Source organism: Paenibacillus sp. YAF4_2, assembly GCF_052113225.1.
GTDB lineage: Bacteria > Bacillota > Bacilli > Paenibacillales > Paenibacillaceae > Pristimantibacillus.
This window is the reverse complement of record NZ_JBFRCT010000007.1, coordinates 186,163-204,507: the sequence shown is the minus strand read 5'-3', so window position 1 is coordinate 204,507 and position 18,345 is coordinate 186,163. Positions and strand designations below refer to the sequence as shown.

The 18,345-nt window shown below is 49.4% G+C and carries 18 protein-coding genes; 4 read left to right on the top strand and 14 right to left on the bottom strand.

Annotated features, from left to right (window positions below):
• Positions 1-79 precede the first annotated feature (79 nt).
• The 3 genes from lepB to AB4Y93_RS17915 form a co-directional block, all read right to left on the bottom strand.
• On the bottom strand, positions 80-667 hold the full coding sequence (gene lepB, locus AB4Y93_RS17925; RefSeq protein WP_441894231.1) for a signal peptidase I: 588 nt from the start codon (positions 665-667) through the stop codon (positions 80-82).
• Positions 668-671: 4 nt separating this feature from the next.
• Complete coding sequence (locus AB4Y93_RS17920) at positions 672-1,229, bottom strand: DUF402 domain-containing protein (protein ID WP_441894230.1); 558 nt, start codon at positions 1,227-1,229, stop codon at positions 672-674.
• 198 nt (positions 1,230-1,427) lie between these two features.
• Positions 1,428-1,850 carry a GNAT family N-acetyltransferase gene (locus AB4Y93_RS17915; RefSeq protein ID WP_167278753.1) on the bottom strand — a complete coding sequence of 141 codons (423 nt, stop codon included), beginning with the start codon at positions 1,848-1,850 and terminating at the stop codon, positions 1,428-1,430.
• A 355-nt stretch (positions 1,851-2,205) separates the two neighbouring features.
• Here AB4Y93_RS17915 and AB4Y93_RS17910 point away from each other — a divergent pair, with 355 nt between their 5' ends.
• The gene (locus AB4Y93_RS17910; RefSeq protein ID WP_167278752.1) at positions 2,206-2,820 is read left to right on the top strand and encodes a superoxide dismutase; all 615 of its coding nucleotides are present in this window, start codon (positions 2,206-2,208) and stop codon (positions 2,818-2,820) included.
• Positions 2,821-3,082: 262 nt separating this feature from the next.
• Here AB4Y93_RS17910 and AB4Y93_RS17905 read toward each other — a convergent pair whose 3' ends face one another.
• On the bottom strand, positions 3,083-3,331 hold the full coding sequence (locus AB4Y93_RS17905; RefSeq protein WP_441894229.1) for a hypothetical protein: 249 nt from the start codon (positions 3,329-3,331) through the stop codon (positions 3,083-3,085).
• Positions 3,332-3,441: 110 nt separating this feature from the next.
• Between AB4Y93_RS17905 and AB4Y93_RS17900 the strand changes: the two genes are divergently transcribed.
• Positions 3,442-3,723, top strand: a complete 282-nt coding sequence (locus tag AB4Y93_RS17900; RefSeq protein WP_441894228.1) for a hypothetical protein — start codon at positions 3,442-3,444, stop codon at positions 3,721-3,723.
• A 140-nt stretch (positions 3,724-3,863) separates the two neighbouring features.
• Here the strand turns inward: AB4Y93_RS17900 and AB4Y93_RS17895 are convergent, their stop codons facing one another.
• The 5 genes from AB4Y93_RS17895 to AB4Y93_RS17875 all read right to left on the bottom strand — a co-directional run bounded on the left by AB4Y93_RS17895 (position 3,864) and on the right by AB4Y93_RS17875 (position 9,418).
• Positions 3,864-5,006, bottom strand: a complete 1,143-nt coding sequence (locus tag AB4Y93_RS17895; RefSeq protein WP_441894227.1) for a S1C family serine protease — start codon at positions 5,004-5,006, stop codon at positions 3,864-3,866.
• A gap of 15 nt (positions 5,007-5,021) precedes the next feature.
• A complete protein-coding gene (locus tag AB4Y93_RS17890) occupies positions 5,022-6,257 on the bottom strand; it encodes an FxLYD domain-containing protein (protein WP_441894226.1) in 1,236 nt (411 codons plus the stop codon).
• Between the two features lie 198 nt (positions 6,258-6,455).
• Positions 6,456-7,334: a UTP--glucose-1-phosphate uridylyltransferase GalU gene (galU, locus tag AB4Y93_RS17885; protein WP_441894225.1), complete on the bottom strand. Its 879-nt coding sequence runs from the start codon at positions 7,332-7,334 to the stop codon at positions 6,456-6,458.
• Between the two features lie 27 nt (positions 7,335-7,361).
• Entirely contained in the window at positions 7,362-8,747 is a 1,386-nt protein-coding gene (locus AB4Y93_RS17880; RefSeq protein ID WP_441894224.1) for a sensor histidine kinase, read from the bottom strand.
• The gene (locus tag AB4Y93_RS17875; protein WP_441894223.1) at positions 8,744-9,418 is read right to left on the bottom strand and encodes a response regulator transcription factor; all 675 of its coding nucleotides are present in this window, start codon (positions 9,416-9,418) and stop codon (positions 8,744-8,746) included. Before AB4Y93_RS17875 ends, AB4Y93_RS17880 begins: the two co-directional genes overlap by 4 nt.
• Positions 9,419-9,557: 139 nt before the next feature.
• On the opposite strand from AB4Y93_RS17875, the gene trxB reads away from it, so the two are divergent.
• Both trxB and AB4Y93_RS17865 read left to right on the top strand, forming a co-directional pair.
• The gene (gene trxB, locus AB4Y93_RS17870; protein ID WP_441894222.1) at positions 9,558-10,499 is read left to right on the top strand and encodes a thioredoxin-disulfide reductase; all 942 of its coding nucleotides are present in this window, start codon (positions 9,558-9,560) and stop codon (positions 10,497-10,499) included.
• 177 nt (positions 10,500-10,676) lie between these two features.
• Positions 10,677-12,428, top strand: a complete 1,752-nt coding sequence (locus tag AB4Y93_RS17865) for an alpha-glycosidase (protein WP_441894221.1) — start codon at positions 10,677-10,679, stop codon at positions 12,426-12,428.
• A 64-nt stretch (positions 12,429-12,492) separates the two neighbouring features.
• Here AB4Y93_RS17865 and dgoD read toward each other — a convergent pair whose 3' ends face one another.
• The 5 genes from dgoD to AB4Y93_RS17840 all read right to left on the bottom strand — a co-directional run bounded on the left by dgoD (position 12,493) and on the right by AB4Y93_RS17840 (position 18,276).
• Positions 12,493-13,626, bottom strand: coding sequence for a galactonate dehydratase (gene dgoD, locus AB4Y93_RS17860; RefSeq protein WP_441894220.1), 1,134 nt, complete (start codon positions 13,624-13,626; stop codon positions 12,493-12,495).
• A 49-nt stretch (positions 13,627-13,675) separates the two neighbouring features.
• Complete coding sequence (locus AB4Y93_RS17855; RefSeq protein ID WP_441894219.1) at positions 13,676-14,443, bottom strand: SDR family NAD(P)-dependent oxidoreductase; 768 nt, start codon at positions 14,441-14,443, stop codon at positions 13,676-13,678.
• An 8-nt stretch (positions 14,444-14,451) separates the two neighbouring features.
• The gene (locus tag AB4Y93_RS17850; protein WP_441894218.1) at positions 14,452-15,780 is read right to left on the bottom strand and encodes a carbohydrate ABC transporter permease; all 1,329 of its coding nucleotides are present in this window, start codon (positions 15,778-15,780) and stop codon (positions 14,452-14,454) included.
• Between the two features lie 39 nt (positions 15,781-15,819).
• On the bottom strand, positions 15,820-16,728 hold the full coding sequence (locus tag AB4Y93_RS17845; protein WP_441894217.1) for a carbohydrate ABC transporter permease: 909 nt from the start codon (positions 16,726-16,728) through the stop codon (positions 15,820-15,822).
• 93 nt (positions 16,729-16,821) lie between these two features.
• Positions 16,822-18,276, bottom strand: a complete 1,455-nt coding sequence (locus AB4Y93_RS17840) for an extracellular solute-binding protein (protein WP_441894216.1) — start codon at positions 18,274-18,276, stop codon at positions 16,822-16,824.
• Positions 18,277-18,345: the final 69 nt, after the last annotated feature.

Below are 18,345 nucleotides of genomic sequence, written 5' to 3'. Positions count from 1 at the left end.
TAAAGAATTGCGAAGCAATTCTTACTTCGAAAGCATTAGCTTAAAGAATTGCGAAGCAATTCTTACTTCGTAATTACATTTATAGTGCGCTCGCCTGCTTAAAAGGCCATAGGATAAAATCCGCTCTTCCATGAATCATCGACCGCGGTACCGTACCAAAAATCCGGCTGTCCTTGCTTGCTCTCGCGTGACGGTTATCTCCCATGACAAAGTATTGACCCTTCTGAACGATAACTGGCATAAAATCCAGATCCTCGATCTCAACATCGGTATACTTCTCGGTTACTTTTACCCCATTGCGATAAAGCTCTTTATTGTAAATTTCGATACGGTCACCAGCTACTCCAACAACCCGCTTCACTAAGTAGTCCTTGTCCCCTCCATAATCAGAAGGATCCTCAAGGATCACCACATCCCCTACCTTCGGACTTCCAACGAGATAGGCGAACTTATTCACGAACAACCACTCCTTGTCCTGAAGCGTCGGCTCCATCGAATGGCCCTCTACCGTCGACAGGTTAAAGACGAACAGGTGAAGTACCATAACGATAAGAAAAGAAATCGTAATGGTCTTACCCCACTCCAGCAATTCTTTTATCCAGCGGGATTTGTTATCAAGAGTATTCTGCTCGGCCTTATCGTTGATTTCCGAAGGGGATACACTCACAGGCTTACCCCTCACTTTCCCCACAGGTGTTATGCCAGTCTGAATAGTAGCCTTGGACAATTTCATCCTGAAACGGGACCGCTCCCTCGTCCACTCGTTTCAGAAGAGCGGACAAGCCTTGCTGTACCTTGTCCTCCACCATCTGCGGATAATGGTAAGCTAATTTGTGCATCTGATACTCATCTTGATCGACAACATAACGGTTACCGTCAGTTGTTCGAATCACATCCAGATCATAATCGATATAGGTAAGCACATCCCCCTGCATATAAGGAGGAGATGCGATATTACAATAGTAACGAATGCCGCTGTCTTCAAGCAGAGCCACAACATTAAACCATTCACCGGGAATAAAAAACGATACCGCTGGTACACGGCTGATCCATTGCTTGCCGTCAGATTCCAAGATAGGCGTCTGACGATTTATAAGCACAATGATATTATGATCCCGATGCACCTGTGCAAGCCGTTCCGTGGGCACAAGGTAGTTGCGCAGCCATGTTCGATGAATATGACCATCGTGCTTGAAGCTTTTGATAACACAGTGCCTATAAATATCCATGACGCCTCTCCTTACTTATTGTGAAACGGTCGCGGTCTACCATCAGTCCGCATTCGTATGTTCCAAACAATAGTCCTTTTAAATAGAAAAGCATATCTGACCGCCAAAAGCAATGGCGATGCAGATATGCCCTGCACAATATGTGCTAAAATGCCGGCCAAGTGTAATGGCTGCGCCGTCCTGTGGAGACGAAGCTGCTTAGCCTGCTACAATACTTAATTTCTGGAATGAACGGAAAAAGTCGTTCGAAGCATATCCCATCGCTTCATATAACGGCAATACCGGTTCATTATGCTCGTCGGCGGTGATTAATATTTTGGAAACGTTGCGTTGTTCAAAGCGCTGCCGTAAGGCTTGTATAAGCGCTTTTCCAATTCCTTGACGTTGATACTCTGCATGAACAGCGATGCGATAATAATAACCTTTGTTATTATCGATCGTACCGATGATCATACCAACAACTTCCGACTCTTCGACAGCGACTAGTACAAGCTCACTGTCCCATGACAATTGACGAGCAAAAGCTTCCATCGTTTGTTCGTAACACTCTTCAGACAATACATCCTCGAGGAGTGTAGTAAGCGGTCTGTAGTCAGACAACTGGAAGGAACGAACGTTCATTAATTATACACCTTCTATACCTTGTCATAGTGCTGCATTAATATATTTTACGACATTTTGTAACGAAATCCTTCTTTCATCTTAAAAAAAACTTAAAAATTTTAAAGAAATTTGCGAAATAACGTTGAAAACGCTTTATTTTAAGCGCTTACAAGGACTTTTTAGCCATTTTCTTAAAATACGGCTCGTTTTCTAATGTTTTTGCATATTTCCTCCTCTTTCGTGAAATGATAGGGTTCGTATGTCTTTGTCCTCAAACAGTCGACTTTCGAAACCTTAATGTTGATTTATGCACTCGGATAAGGGATAATATGAGAAGAGTTTTACATAACCTATTTATGGGAGGCTGTTAATTATGGCTCATCAATTACCTGCATTGCCTTACGAGAAAAACGCACTGGAACCACATATCGACGCACTGACAATGGAAATCCACCACGGTCGTCATCACAACGCTTATGTAACAAACCTGAATGCTGCTCTGGAATCCGCTCCTGAGCTGCAGGACAAATCGTTGGAAGAACTGCTGGCTAACAACCTGGCAATCGTTCCTGACGCAATCAAAACAGCTGTTCGCAACAATGGCGGCGGACATGCTAACCACTCTCTGTTCTGGGAAGTAATCGGACCAAACGGCGGCGGCGCTCCTACTGGCGCACTTGCTGCAGCAATCGAAAGCGAACTGGGCGGCTTCGACGCATTCAAAGCTGAATTCGCTAAAGCAGCTACAACTCGCTTCGGCAGCGGCTGGGCTTGGCTGTCTGTTAAAGACGGCAAACTGAAAGTATCGAGCCTGCCTAACCAAGACAGCCCGATCTTCGAAGGCGAAACACCTGTACTTGGTCTGGACGTTTGGGAGCATGCTTACTACCTGAACTACCAAAACAAACGCCCTGATTACATTGCAGCGTTCTGGAACGTTGTAAACTGGGCTGAAGTTGGCAAACGTTACGAAGCAGCAGTTAAATAATTACCGCTCAAACAACAAGGCTGTCCCTTATGGGGCAGCCTTGTTTTATTTAGGATGAACTTTGTCGCAAAGTATCGTCAGCCTCAACTGCATCGTGCACACAGATAGGCATCCGCCGCATAAGATAGATGAGGATGAATGCCTAATCTGTCATACGAAGGAGTCTGACAAAAGCGCATGAGCAGCTATACTTATAGGTATATCGAAGGGAAAGGCAGCAACAACGTTGTTAGTAACTGCGGCTGCGGCGGCACTCGCATGTTTATGCCTGGCCCACCACCAGGGCCAGGACCGGGACCAGGGCCAGGGCCAGGGCCAGGACCGGGACCAGGGCCAGGACCGGGGCCAGGACCGGGACCAGGGCCAGGGCCAGGGCCAGGACCGGGACCAGGGCCAGGACCGGGGCCAGGACCGGGACCAGGGCCAGGACCGGGGCCAGGGCCAGGGCCATTTCCGCCGGGGCCGGGACCGTTCCCACCAGGGCCGGGGCCGTTCCCACCATTTCCGCCATTTCCTCCGTTCCCTCCTGGCCCTGGGCCAGCATTTGTAACGGTAGTTATTAACGGAGGACGTTTCTTCCCCAACGTAACTAATTCCTACAGGGTACCTTTCCGATTTGGAATGACGATTCGAAATGCCCTTCAAGCAACAGGCGTCGTACGTTTCGGGTTTAATGGCCAAATCGCATCTGTCAGCGGCATTCCACTTGGTGGACCAATTCAAGCATTATTGCGCTTAAATGGCCGTGTGATCCCGCAGAACTTCCTGAATGCCCAAGTACAGCGGTTTGATACCGTCTCTCTCGAGCTGATTTTTAATTTAACTGGCCGCTCCGAGGATGAACTGTCGCAAGACCTGACCGACATTGCACATTTGAACATTGCTGATCATTTTATTGAATAAGGTAATCCAACCCGAGCTGTAAGGCTGTTTTCAGCCTTTACAACCGAGATAGTGGCGCAAGTCTGCAGCACGCGAGTTACAGAAACACAAGAAAGGCCATTCCATCAATCGGAATGGCCTTTCTTTTCGCCTTCGCAGGGTTATTTCTTTTCCTTTTCCTCTTCCTGCTTGATGGCTTTCCCTTTACCACTGATCAGCTTAAGCTGATCGTTCTCGTAGCCAACATCGTAGGTTACTTGATATTTGCTCAGCCGATATTCCCCGTCTAAACGTTCATCAACGGATATAATTGCCGTTACAGTGGCTTCATCATCACCTTCTTTAGTGACATGAATGTTGTCGATGACCACATTCCGAGTCATCATGTATCCTTGACGGAATGACTCGTAGCTTGTGCCAAGCTTCCAATTCCCGCCTAGCAAGGAGTAAGCATATACATAGTCGGCGTTATTCAAACTATCGTAGAAGTGGGTAACCAAGTATTCCGCATACTCCGTAATTGAAGCATCCTGTTTGACCGCACTATCGTCTTCTTCCGGCTTCCATTCGGGGAGCGTCTTCATCGGATTTTTCGACCATGCCTCAGCTAGATCAAGTACGTTTACGATCGGAATACTAAATCCAATTGAGCTTTCCTCAATTCCGGCGGAATTGATACCAAGCACTTCCCCAGTCTTCTTGTCGACGAGTGGTCCTCCACTATTGCCCGGCGCAATTGGCGCGGAGATCTGGTACAAATCGTTATAGGTGTATGGCTTGATCTCAAAGCTCCTGCCCAAACCACTTACCATACCTGTTGTAACGGTATTCTGGAAGCCCAGTGGACTGCCTATCGCAATAACTTCATCACCAATCTCAGCCTTTTCCTTCCTCACCATAACAAGCGGCTCAACCCCAGCTAGTCCGGGCACACGAACTACCGCTACATCCGTCTCCGTGCTGATGCCAATGACATCCCCCTCAAGCTCCCGTGCATCTGCCGTCTTCACTGTAACTTTGCTCTCTCCAGCAACGACGTGAGCATTCGTAATCAGGTCGCCTTTATCGTTATAGACAAAACCTGAGCCTTGTGTTCCATCCTTTGTTTCAATCATGACAACCAGCTTTTGTGTTGCGTAAATAATATCCTTCAGTGATTTTGGCGCTCCTGCATTGGCATCTGCAAGCAGAGGCAATCCGCTTAACTGATTAGGCACCTTGGTGTGGATGAATACAGCTGCTCCCGCTCCCACACAAAGAATTGCCAACGACGTGATGAGGCTAATCCATGTTCCTTTTTTCATGATTAATTCCCCTACCTAATCCAAATACCATGTCATATGATCAATGGCCACTGTTGCATTCTCATCCTGCACATGATGTACAACAAAGGTAAAGCTGAACGTTTCTCCAGCCTCAATATAAGATGGAGTCGCATCCACCTTCCCGGTTGTAATCACTTTTCCTTTTGAATCATGAACCGTATATTCGATCAAAACGGAGTAAATCGGCCGAGTTGCCGCATTCAGCAGCTCCCCTGTCACATTAAAGTCACCCAAAGCATCAAGCTCTGCATTAATATGCTTTACTTTTACAGCTGCCGTCTGATTAAGCAGATCCTCTTCAGCCGCCTTCTGCATGGCCTGTTCAATCCGTTGCTGCTCCGCCTGCTCGAAGTTTTTCTTCTCCACGACAATTTGGTCATACAGCTTTGTCAGCTTCTCATTGTCTGACGCGTAGATCAATCCTTTTTGCGCTGCTGTGATCGCAGCCGTAAAATTCTTTTTCTTCCGCATGGAATCCGCTTCTGCATAGCTAAGATCAGCAATCTTTGTCTCGATCTTTTGCCGTAACGCCAGCGCCTCATCACCAGTCAAGCTTTTCACCTGATTGTATTCCCTTGCAAGGTCATCGATGTTCTCCATCGGTTCGAATTCAGCAGAAACCTGCAGAACCGTTACCCGAGTAGTCAAATTATCCACTTGCTCCCGCACGTTGCCAAAAACCGCTTCCTCCCGGCTGCGCAGCTTTGACTTCACCTGCTCGAGCATCGTGGATGCCTCGTCTAAATCATCACTATTCAGCCTCTGCTCGACTTCCGTAATCGAACGGTCCAGTGATAAGGCCTCTTCCACAATCTTCAGATCCGCCTGTACCGGTTTAAAATTGGGCCGTGCATCAGCTGCTTTATTCAGCTGTTTGAACGCCTCTTCATACTTGCCTGCAAGCGCCTCCTGCCTTGCAGATTCCTGCCATTCCAGTACACGGTCATTTAATCTAGCTTCATATAAATAATAGGACAACAGCAACGCTGCAATACCAATGAATAAGAAGAGGGGAATAAATCCAACTAGTTTTCGTACAGGCAGCTGCTTAGTTTCGAGAGCAGGACCGGCCTGATCCTTCGCCATATCCCATTCATCAAGTGCCGCTGTCTGCGCCTCAGTCCCATGCTGTATATTTCGTTTTTCAGGCTCGAGCAGCCTGCCGCATCTGCTGCAGTATACGGCATCCGCATCATGCTCCCTAACGCAATGATGGCAATACAATTTCATTCTCCTCCAGATTCATCTCTTATATCTCTTATCTATTCTATATGAAATAATAAATGATCTCCATTTTTCCTTTCTGGAAAATAAAAAAAGTTTCTCCAACACTTTTCAGCACAAAAAAAGCCGGTCCTACTTTCGCAGGATCCAGCTTATTACTCCTTGTTCTATTTTACTCCCTACCCCAATTGGTACCATATTAGACTAGATAAGCCGCTCACGCAAAAACTTTTTAATCTCATCAGCTAGATCTTCCCGCTCTAATGCGAAATCAATAGTAGCCTTCACGAAGCCAAGCTTATCCCCCACATCATGACGCTTGCCGGTAAAGCGATGCGCCAGAATAGGAGAAATATGATTAAGCCGCTGCAAACTGTCTGTCAGCTGAATTTCACCTGCTTTACCAGGCTTCGCATGCTCCAGAAGTTCGAAGATTGCGGGATCAAGCACGTACCGCCCGACTACTGCCCAATTGGAAGGTGCCTGTCCCGGTGCAGGTTTTTCGATCAGATCACGAATTCTTGATGGATCGGTTTCGTCGAAAGCAGCAATCCCGTATTTATGCGTCTGATCCCATGGCACTTCCATCATCGCAACAACGGAAGAACCCGTATCTTCATATTGAGCAATCATTTGCTGCAGGCAAGGAGGTTCGGAACGCAGGATGTCATCACCAAGCAGCACCGCAAACGGCTCATCTCCGATGAAACGCCGCGCACAAAGAACCGCATGTCCAAGTCCCAGCGGCTCCTTCTGACGGACATAATAAATATCAGCCAGATGCGAGATATCCCGGACAATCGTGAGCATCTCTTCATTGCCGCGTTCCTCCAGCTCCTTCTCCAGCTCATAAGATTTGTCAAAATGATCTTCGATCGCGCGCTTATGACGGCCGCTTACGATAATGATGCTGTCTATGCCAGACTGGACCGCTTCTTCTACGATATACTGAATGGCCGGCTTATCGATAATTGGCAGCATTTCCTTCGGCTGTGCCTTTGTTGCGGGCAGGAACCTCGTACCTAGACCGCCCGCAGGAATGATTGCTTTTCGTACCTGCTGCGTTGCCTTCTGTTGTACCATCCTGATCACCCTCTCTATATAAGCAGTTTAACCTACTTGTACCTCTGGCTGAAGAGGTAGACGTACTACAAATACCGTCCCCTGCTCCACATCCTCTATGTCGATTGTTCCGCCATGGATGTCGATAATCTTTTTCACAATAGACAAACCTAGCCCGCTTCCACCCTGTGTGCGATCCCGTGACGGATCAACCTTATAAAACCGCTCGAAGACACGGTCCCGCTCCTCCTCCGGAATGCCGCTGCCGGAATCGGCGATTCGGACGACGGCATTTCCATGCTCCTCTGACAGCTGGAACGAAATCTTGCCTTCCTCCGGCGTAAATTTGATGCTGTTGGTAAGCAGATTAATCCACACCTGATTAAGCTGATCCTCATCCCCCTTAATAACCGTTTCTTCCATTAAGAGCTCAACGGTCAGACGTCTCGCAAGCCAGGCAGGTTCAGAGGACAGCACAACGTCTTGGAGCTGCCGGTCCAGCCGGTAGGCAACCGGTTCGTACGGATGCTGCTCGGAGTCAAGAGAAGCAAGCTTCAGCAGGTTCTCACTAAGGCGGGATAAACGGCTGCTCTCCTGTTTAATAATACCAACATAACGATTTCGGTCCGATTCGGTCAACTCTTCGCTGCGAAGTGCTTCGGCAAATCCGCCGATCGAGGTGAGCGGCGATTGGATTTCATGCGATACATTGGATACAAAGTCACGACGCATCGTCTCCAGCTGCGACAAGCTGTGCGCCATCTGGTTAATGCTGTCAGCCAGCTCACCCAGCTCATTACGGTGAGACATAGGGAGCTGTACACTAAAGTCGCCTTTGGCAATGCGGATAGTCGCAGCCGTCATCATTTTGAGCGGCTTCACAAGGTAGCGGGCAGCTAGCAGAATTAAGATACAACCAACTACAAGAAGCGTAATCAGGATCGTAAATGTATTCCGTTGGAAGCTCTTAAACTGCCGCACATGATCGGGTGCAATAAACACCGCCCATTCCGTATTCCCAAACTGCGCAAGACGTCCATATGCCGGCGGCGAAGATGGCCCGGTACGATGCTCGTCAGCAAAGTCGACCCTCTGTGTTTGACCATCGAACACACTTGTAAGCGCCCTCCAGCTCAAATGATTCACAATGGACCGGCTTGTCCGGCCCACTTGAATGACCAATCCGTTCTTGTTCACCGCCACAATGGACATCTCTTGCAGGCTTGATACCTGTTCTAGAAAGGCAGGCAGAGAGCGAGGCGACGAGCCATTGTACAGCTTCTCCAGCCGGGTAATCATCATCTCTTCCATTCCGAACTGCCCCTGAAGATCACGCCGGAACAATTGATTAGCCGTAAAATAGGCAATACTTATACTTACTAATACGATGACCAGAAACGTCACCGCTATTCGCACATACAAGCTGCGAATCATGCCTGCTCCTCCAATCGATAGCCCAGACCGCGAATCGTCACGATGCGGAAGCCGAAAGCTTCTTCCGGGAACCTCTCGCGAAGCCGTTTGATATGTACATCAACCGTACGCTCGTCCCCTTCGTAGTTCATCCCCCACAATTGCTCGATCAGATGCTCCCTTGTGAAGGTTTTACCCGGGTAGCTGGCGAGCTTAAACAGAAGTTCGAATTCCTTCGGCGGCAGCAAAATCTTCTCTCCGTTTGCGACCAGCTGGAAGTCTGAGCGGTTCATCGACAAGCCGCCAAACTCAACGATTTGAGAAGAAGCTATGCGGTAGCGCTTGAGCAGCGCTTTTACCCTGACGATCAGCTCCGGCGGATCAAATGGCTTCACGACATAATCATCGGCTCCAAGCTCGAAACCTTTCACCTTATGGGCCGTCTCCCCCTTGGCGGTTAGCATGAGCAGCGGCATGTCGAAAGATTCTCGCAAAGCGGAGCACAGTGCCCAGCCATCCATCTTGGGCATCATGACATCAATGACAGCAAGATCCGGCTTCACTGCCTCCAGATGGGTAAGTGCGTCTTCCCCATTAGTCGCTTCAATAACTTCATAACCTTCCCTGCGCAAAAACAAGCTAACCAATTCCCTTATATTCGGATCGTCGTCTACGACTAGTATTTTCGGCATTGGAAGCACCTCCTGTACACTCTCTTTCTACAATAATACATCTAGATGAAAATAAGATGAACTGTGTTGACAAAGTTTACAGATTATAATAATTTTAAACTAGAAACATGATTCACCATATAGGACGGAGGAAATCATTATGCATAAAACAGTAATTATCGGTACCGGCCCTGCCGGCTTGACGGCGGCGATCTATCTGGCGCGCGCTAATATGGAACCACTCGTTATTGAAGGCTGGCAGCCAGGTGGTCAGCTCACTACAACAACGGAGATCGAGAACTTCCCAGGCTTCCCTGAAGGTATTCTTGGCAGCGAGTTAATGTCCAACATGCGCAAACAGGCGCAGCGCTTTGGCGCAACCTTCCGCAATGGCTCGGTTAAGAGCGTAGACTTCAGCAAACGTCCTTACACGCTTGATGTAGAAGGTATTGGCGAGATTCAAGCCGAATCCGTTATTATTTCGACTGGCGCATCTGCAAAATATCTTGGTATTCCAGGCGAGCAAGAAAACATCGGACGTGGCGTCAGCACTTGCGCAACTTGCGATGGCTTCTTCTTCCGTAATAAAAAACTCATTATCGTTGGTGGCGGCGACTCTGCCATGGAAGAAGCAGTGTTCCTGACTCGCTTCGCTTCTGAAGTAACGATCGTTAACCGTCGTGACGAGCTTCGTGCATCGAAAATCATGCAGGACCGCGCTCGTGCGAATGAGAAAATCAACTGGAACCTGAACAAAACTCCACTTGAAGTTGTTCCAGGCGAAATGGGTCTTAAAGGCCTGAAAGTGCGCAACAATGCAACTGGTGAAGAAGAATTCGTGGAAGCAGACGGCTTGTTCGTAACGATCGGCCACACGCCTAACACGAAATTCCTCGGCGGCCAAATCGACACGGATGAGCAAGGCTACATTATCGTGAAGCCAGGCACTTCGGAGACAAACATTCCAGGCGTATTCGCTTGCGGCGACGTGCAAGACCGTCAATACCGTCAAGCGATTACAGCAGCAGGCAGCGGCTGTATGGCAGCTCTTGATGCAGAGCGTTTCCTGGAAGCACAAAGCCATGACGCGGTACATGCTTAAGAAATAATTCCAATTGCCTGTGGTAGATTAAAGCCGCCCATAGTATAATGGGAGAAGTTTGATTAAACAACAATTTAAAGGCAATGCTACCTACAAAGGTACAACCTCGCTGATTTATTAGCAGGTTGTGCCTTTTTCTGTTTTTTACCCATTATTCGATTGGAGTGATCCTCATTTATGCTGCTGGAAGCGATCTATCACAGACCAAAACAAAACTGGGCTTATGCTTATAACGAAACGACCCTCCACATCCGGATCCAAACGAAACGTTATGATGCAATTCGTGTGGAGCTGATTGCCGGGGACAAATATGACTGGAGCGGCACGATGACGATCGTAGAGATGACCGCGCTCTCATCCGATGCATTGTTTGATTATTGGGAGGCAGCCATAGAACCTCCATTCCGCCGTCTGCGTTACGCCTTCCGCCTGACTGGCAGCGAGGGAGAAGTTTGTTTTACGGAAAATGGCTTCCCCGCGGAGCTGCCGGATAACCCAAATACGTTTTTTGACTTTCCATATATCAATAAGGTGGATGTGTTCGCTCCTCCGGCTTGGGTGAAGGATGCTGTCTTTTATCAAATCTTCCCGGAAAGGTTCGCCAATGGCGATCCCTCGCTTAATCCGGAGAAGACAGAAGCTTGGGGCGGCAAGCCAACTCCTACGAACTTCTTCGGCGGCGATCTGCAGGGTGTGCTTGATCATCTTGACCATCTGGTCGAGCTTGGCATTAATGCCGTCTACTTCACTCCGCTATTCGAAGCGACAACCAATCATAAATATGATACCGAGAACTATATGCAGGTAGATCGTCATTTTGGCACGAACGAGAAGCTGAAGGAGCTTGTGGAGGCTTGTCATAAGCGGGGGATCCGCGTGCTGCTGGATGCGGTATTTAATCATGCCGGCCGGACGTTCCCACCTTTTGTTGATGCGCTGAAAAATGGTGAAAAGTCCGTATACGCAAACTGGTTCCATGTGCGGGAATGGCCGCTACAGGTAGTCGACGGCATTCCAACTTACGAGACCTTCGCCTTCGAGCCTATGATGCCAAAGCTGAATACGGAGAACCCTGATGTAAAAGCCTATTTATTCAATGTTGCCCGGTATTGGATTGAGAAAATCGGCGTCGATGGCTGGCGGCTGGATGTAGCTAATGAGGTGGATCACCAGTTCTGGCGCGAATTCCGCCAAGCGGTGAAACAAGTGAATCCTGAGGCTTATATCTTGGGAGAGATCTGGCATGATGCAATGATGTGGCTTGAGGGCGATCAATTCGACTCCGTGATGAACTATCCATTCACGAATGCGGTACTCGACTTCTTTGGGCATCAATCCATTGATGCAACGACGTTCACCAATGCGATTGGCCGGCAGCTTGCCGCTTATCCGCAGCAGGTGACGGAAACGGCGTTCAACCTGCTGGACAGTCATGATACGCCGCGGCTTCTTACGATCTGCGGCGATGAAGTGGATGCGATGAAGCTGGCGGTTCTGTTCCAGCTGACTTATCCGGGAGCGCCGTGTATTTATTACGGCGATGAAGTGGGCATGAACGGCGAGGGGGATCCCGACTGCCGGAAATGTATGGTGTGGGAGCCAGAGCAGCAGAACCTCGAGCTGCTCGCGTTCTACAAGCAGGCGCTTGCGCTGAGGCGCGAGCACGCCGCTCTGCGGAGCAGCGACATCCGCTTCCTGCAGGCAGCGGATGGTGAAGATGGCGGCGTGATCGTGTACGAACGCCGCGATGGGGCTGAGCGCATCCTCGTCGCGATGAATGCGCGAGGGCGCGAGGCTGCTGCCGCCGTGCCAGCCGGCGGCGTTTGGGTATCGCTGCTGGATGCGCAGCAGCAGCTTGAGCCGGTGGCCGGGAAGCTGCTGCTGCAGCTCCCGGGCTACGGCTATGGGATTTGGAAGCAGCTTCATTAATGCAAAAAGACGGATGCAGCGTGGCTGCTCCGTCTTTTTTTATTTTAGTCCTACACCTAGCCTATCACCATTCCGCGAACGAGCCGTCATCGTAAGCAAGCCGCGGTGTATCCCAATCGCCTCCGAAGCTGCGTTCGATTAACGCTTCTTCGTTTATTTCAATACCAAGTCCCGGTCCTTGTGGAATCGCAACATGGCCGTCGATCACCTCAAACGACTGCTTTAAGTAGCCCTCACCTAGGTCCCATTTCTCCGCCATTGACGGATGTTCTTGGATGAGGAAGTTCGGCGTACAAGCATCAAGCTGCAGACAAGCTGCAAGCGAGATCGGTCCAAGCGGATTATGTGGAGCGATGGAAGCATAGTGGGTTTCCGCCATTGCCGCGATTTTACGTCCTTCGAAGATGCCGCCAGCATGGCATAGGTCGGGCTGCACGATAGCAACAGCACCTTTCTCAAGTGCCTCGCGAAAGCCCCAGCGCGTGAACAGACGCTCACCGGTTGCAATCGGAATACTCGTCGATTGAGCGACTCGCAGCAGTTGGTCCACATTTTCCGGCAGACACGGTTCCTCGATAAACATCGGGTAATAAGGCTCCAGTGCGGCGGCCAAACGGATAGCCATCGTTGGGCTGACGCGACCGTGGAAGTCGATTGCGATATCGACGCCGCTGCCAACCGCCTCGCGTGCGGCCGCGAACTTGTTCACCTGACTCTCTACGAAAGCCAGCGAATCAACATTGCGGACAGGTGCGTCTACCCCAGTCTTTATGGCGTCAAAGCCTGCAGCCACTCTCTGCTTCGCATTCGCAGCAAATTCCTCCGGCGTTGCACCGCCGCAGTGGCAATACATACGAATCTTGTCGCGGACACGCCCGCCCAGCATTTCATATACAGGCATGTTGTAGAACTTGCCCTTAATATCCCAGAGAGCCTGCTCAATGCCACTGATTGCACTGACGAGAACCGGGCCTCCGCGGTAAAACGTGCCGCGGTACATGATTTGCCAGTGATGCTCAATGCGCAGCGGATCTTCGCCAATCAGATAACGCTTTAGCTCTTCAATAGCCGTCGCAACCGTTAAGGCGCGGCCCTCTACGATTGGCTCGCCCCAACCGGCGATTCCTTCGTCGGTCTCAATCTTCAGGAACAGCCAGCGAGGCTTAACATGGTAAAGCTTCATATCCGTTATTTTCACGATTAGGACTCCTTTGCTTCGCTATACTTGGCATCAGCCGTTTAGGCGTTTATCCTTTCTCCGCCCATACCGGGAGAAGAGCACCGCCATCCATATAAAGGGTCGTTCCCGTTATATAACCCGCGCTGTCCGAAGCGAGGAATACAGCAGCTGCTCCGACCTCTTCCGGCGTGCAGAATCGTCCCATAGGAATACGGGAAGAAATATTCTCGATTGCCTTTTGAACTCGTTCGTTGCCTTCGGTCCAGCTGTTCCTCGTGTAGCCCGGAGCGATCCCGACGACCCGAATACCGTGAGGCGCGAGATCAAGCGCCATATTTTTCGCCAGCTTGTTCACACCAGCCTTCGCCGCTGCGTACACCGTTGAATTTGACCAATTGCCTTCTGCATGATTCGAACTGATATGAATAATGACGCCGCGTGTGCCTTGTTTGACCATCAGGCGCGCCGCATGCTGCGAACAGAAATATAAACCGCGCAGATCGGTATGCATAACCTCTTCAAACAGCTCTGGTGTGGTCTCCAGGAAAGGCTGCATTCGCGTAATACCCGAGTTGTTCACGAGCACGTCGAGCCGGCCGAACCTGCTCTCCACCTGTTCAATCAGCGAAACGATTTGGTCCAAATCGGCGATGTTTGCTTGAACAGCTTCCGCCCTCACACCATAGGTCAACAGCTGCCGGACAACTTCCTCTGCCTGCTCGGCGCTTTTGTTGTAATTGACGCACACATCGTATCCGGCTTTGGCAAATTCATGTGCAATCCCTTTGCCAATCCCTCGTCCCGAACCCGTTACTAAAGCAACTTTACGTTCCAAGCGATCCCCTACCCTTTGAGCCCCGTGAAAGAAACACCTTTCTCAATCAGCTTCTGACAGGACGTAATAATGAGCATAAGTGGTATTGTAGCGATGACGAGACTTGACATAATGACGTTTGAGCCTAGACTTCGCCGCTGCTGGAAGTCATTCAGCGCAACGGTAAAGGTCCATACATTCTGTGTCCGCGCAACGACAAGCGGCCATAGAAATTCGTTCCATACCGCGATAAACGTCATGACAGCAACAACCGTGAAAATCGGCGCCGACATCGGCACAACAATGCGATAGAAGATCTTCATTTCACTCGCCCCGTCAATTCGACCCGCCTGCAGAAGCTCGTTTGGCAGCTGCTCAAAGAATCCTTTGAATAAGAAGATAACAATCCCCCAAGCGGTATGCGGTAAAATAATCCCCCAAAGGGTGTTGACCAAATGCAGCTTATCCATCGTTAGATAAAGCGGTACGAGTATCGCAATCTCAGGAATCATGATTGTCGCGACGAAGAATAACGTCAGCCAGCCGCTGGTTCTGCTTCGCAAAAGATGTGCCAGCGCATACCCCGCTGTCCCTCCGATAATGAGCTGAAGGATAATCGTTGCGCCGGTGACAAAGACGCTGTTAAGCAAGAAGTGAGGGAAGCCGTACGATGCGGTATTCGACTTGCTGTCTGAACTGCCGGACATTTCCCACAGCACGATATAATTGTCAAACAAACGCTTCCAGTCGCTTACTTCATCGATGGTTTGCACCTTGCCCTTGACGACTTTGGACTCGGACAGCCATTTCAAGGCATGGGCCGCCTGCTCCGGCAGCTCAGCAGGAATCACCGTTTCGCCTCCGTACTTGCCGCCTTCACCCTTGAAGTCAAAGGTCGTATACTTGTTGTCTCGAATTTTCTGCAGCTTATTTTTCATCGTGGCATGGGTTGCGACCATCGTAGGGACAATCTCGGAGCGTCCTACCGTAAACTTGTAGGAAGGCATGGATGCTTTATAGACGACAACGCCGTCTTTAACGCCTGTAACCTTCATCGCACCAACGGCTTCGTTTTGCATCCGTTTCCATGTGAACCAGATCGCTTCCATCGCATCAAGCTCGTAATCTTCTTTTTTCAAATCCGTGCCGTCATAATTCAGCGTCAGACTAACGGACTTTGGTACCGTTGGAATCCATGTCGGCGGAAACTTATAGATGGTGATGTTGTCTTTCATCGATGAGCTGACCATCCAGAACAACGGCACTATGGATGCAAGGATAAAAAATGCAGCAACCGAATAAGAGACGATTTTGACCGATAATGAACCTTTCTCCTTAATACGTCCGCGTCCAGCCATGAGATGCTCCTTCCTGCTTTACAAATTACACGAGAGCGATTAGTCCCTGTTTGTTAATTTGATTTGCAAATAGGTGATGACTGCAATAATGATAAACATGACGAATGAGATCGAGCCTGCCACCCCAAAGCGGAACTCCTTAAAGGAGCTGTTAAAGACGAGCATCGAGAGTGTCCGCGTGCTGTTCGCCGGGCCGCCGCCTGTCATAATATACATCGGGTCGAAGGTTAAGAAGACGCCGGAAATAAACGAAATAAATTGAATGCCGATGACGAATTTGAGGCTTGGGAACACAATCGAACGCATCCGGCGCCATGGACCGGCACCGTCAATTTTTGCCGCTTCGACGTTCTCGCTCGGAATGCCCTGCAGCGCGGAATAGTAGATCAGCATCCCCATCCCTGTCGCAAATACGCCTGGCAGCACGATCGCCCATTTAGCCGTTGAAGGATCATTCAGCCAGCCGTACGGGCCAAGTCCGATGAAATGAAGAAGGTAGTTCAATAAGCCGTAATCCGGATTATAGAGCCACTTCCACAGCAGGTAACCGGCAACAGCGGGAACTGCCGTAGGCAGCAAATACAAGGATCTTAGCGTCTTGCTGGCGAACTTGATCTCATTGAGCAGGACCGCCTGTACAATTGGCACCCAAAACGTGAGAATAAAATAGATAAAGAAGAATACAAACGTATTTCGGAGTGCATTCCAGAACTCAGTCGAATGGATTAAATACTTATAGTTATCCAGCCAGACGAAATGGCCAGGCGGGTTAATGACTTTGTAATCGAAGAAGCTCATATATACGGCTTGAAGAAGCGGGTAGTACTTGAACAACAGGAAACATACAATAGCAGGAGTCAAGAAAAGAATTGCTGTCCAAGAGATCTTAATCCGGGGTTTGACCCGCACTTGCACCTGAGGCTTCTGGCCTTCAATGGCTGCTTTCAACGTTGTGACGCCTCCTTCCCAAATGGCAGGCGGAGCAGCTCACGGCGTCTTCATGCCCGTTCATCAACTCCGCCTTCACTTATTAAGCCACCCTTATTTCTTCACAGCTGCGTTAAACGCATCGATAACTTCTTTTTGTGCTGCATCTTGTGCTTCCTGGAGCAGCTGTTTCGGATCGGATTTCTCGTCTGTCAGCGCTTTTTGAACGGCTTTAACGACATATGGAGTGAGACGCTCTTTCAAGAAGTACTCCAGATGCGTATCGGAAGCCGCTTTGTTCACTGCCGCTACAAGCTCAGGCGAAATGTCTTTTGCAAATTGAGAAGGATCAACGTCGGATCGAACAGACAGCAGGTTCGGGAAGATCCCATTGTCTTGCTGGAACTGAAGGTACTTCTCAGCAACCTCTTTGGAGTTAATATAGGTGATGTATTGCCAGGCTGCGTCTTGCTTTTCTTTGGACGTCTTCGGATTAATGATCCAGTAAGCACCACCGATTTGTCCTGGACCTTTGCCGCCTGGACCTACCGGATATGGCGCGAAGCCAACGTCGTTCAAATCCATTCCTTGTGCCACATAGTCGCCGAACCCGCCGGAAGCTGCATTCGACATCGCTGCGCGGCCTTGGAAAATATCATTCATATTATCTTGGTAGCTTTGGAGCACGTTGTTTTGGACGATTTTGTGCACCCATTTCAGATCCTTATAGAATTGCAGGGCGGTCACAGAAGGCTCTTCCGTAAATGCCAATTGAACTGTACCGTCCGCATTGACATGCGTCAGGTCGCCGCCTGCTTGCCATACATAATACTCAAACCACCAGTCAGCCCATTCCATGCCAAGCAGCGTAATTCCGTATTGCTTCTTACCTGTATCCGTCAGCTTCTTGCCGAATTCAACCAGCTGATCCCAGTTTGCCGGAGGCGTATCTCGATCAAGTCCTGCTTCTTCGAACATCTTCTTGTTCCAGAACAGGCCTGTTACATACATATCGTGAGGAATGCCGTATACTTTGCCATCAATTGTGCCTGCTTCCATCGAGGATGGAATGAATTTATCTTTGTCTGCATAGCTGTCCCAGTAAGGAGACAGGTCAAGCGCAAGACCTTGGCCTACCCAGTCCGCAATGATCGGGAAGTGAGCCGAATGGTAAGCATCAGGTCCATTGCCGCCTGCCATCGCAGTTACGAATACTTCACGGTCATTTGTACCTTGCGGCATCAATTCGTGTTTTACTTTAATGTTGGGATTTGCTGTTTCGAAATCTGCATAAACTTCTTCTTTAATAGATTTCATCGTGTCGTCCGGATTCGGCTGATCCCATACCGTAATTTCGACGGTACCGCCGCTTGAAGCTGTGTTATCCGTAGTTGCTGGCGTATTATCGGACCCGTTGTTTGTTGCCGCATTCGTGCTTGAAGAGTCATTCGTCGGTTCAGAAGTGTTTGTCGTGTTGTTATTACCCCCACTGCAAGCTGATGCCATTAGCATTAAGACAAGAACAATTGCCAAACTTGACCAAGTCCTAAACCGCTGCTTGTTCTTCAATTGAATGCCCTCCTCGAATGGATATCGCATTTACAAATCCAGTATAATTCTAAAATGGTAGCGCTTTCT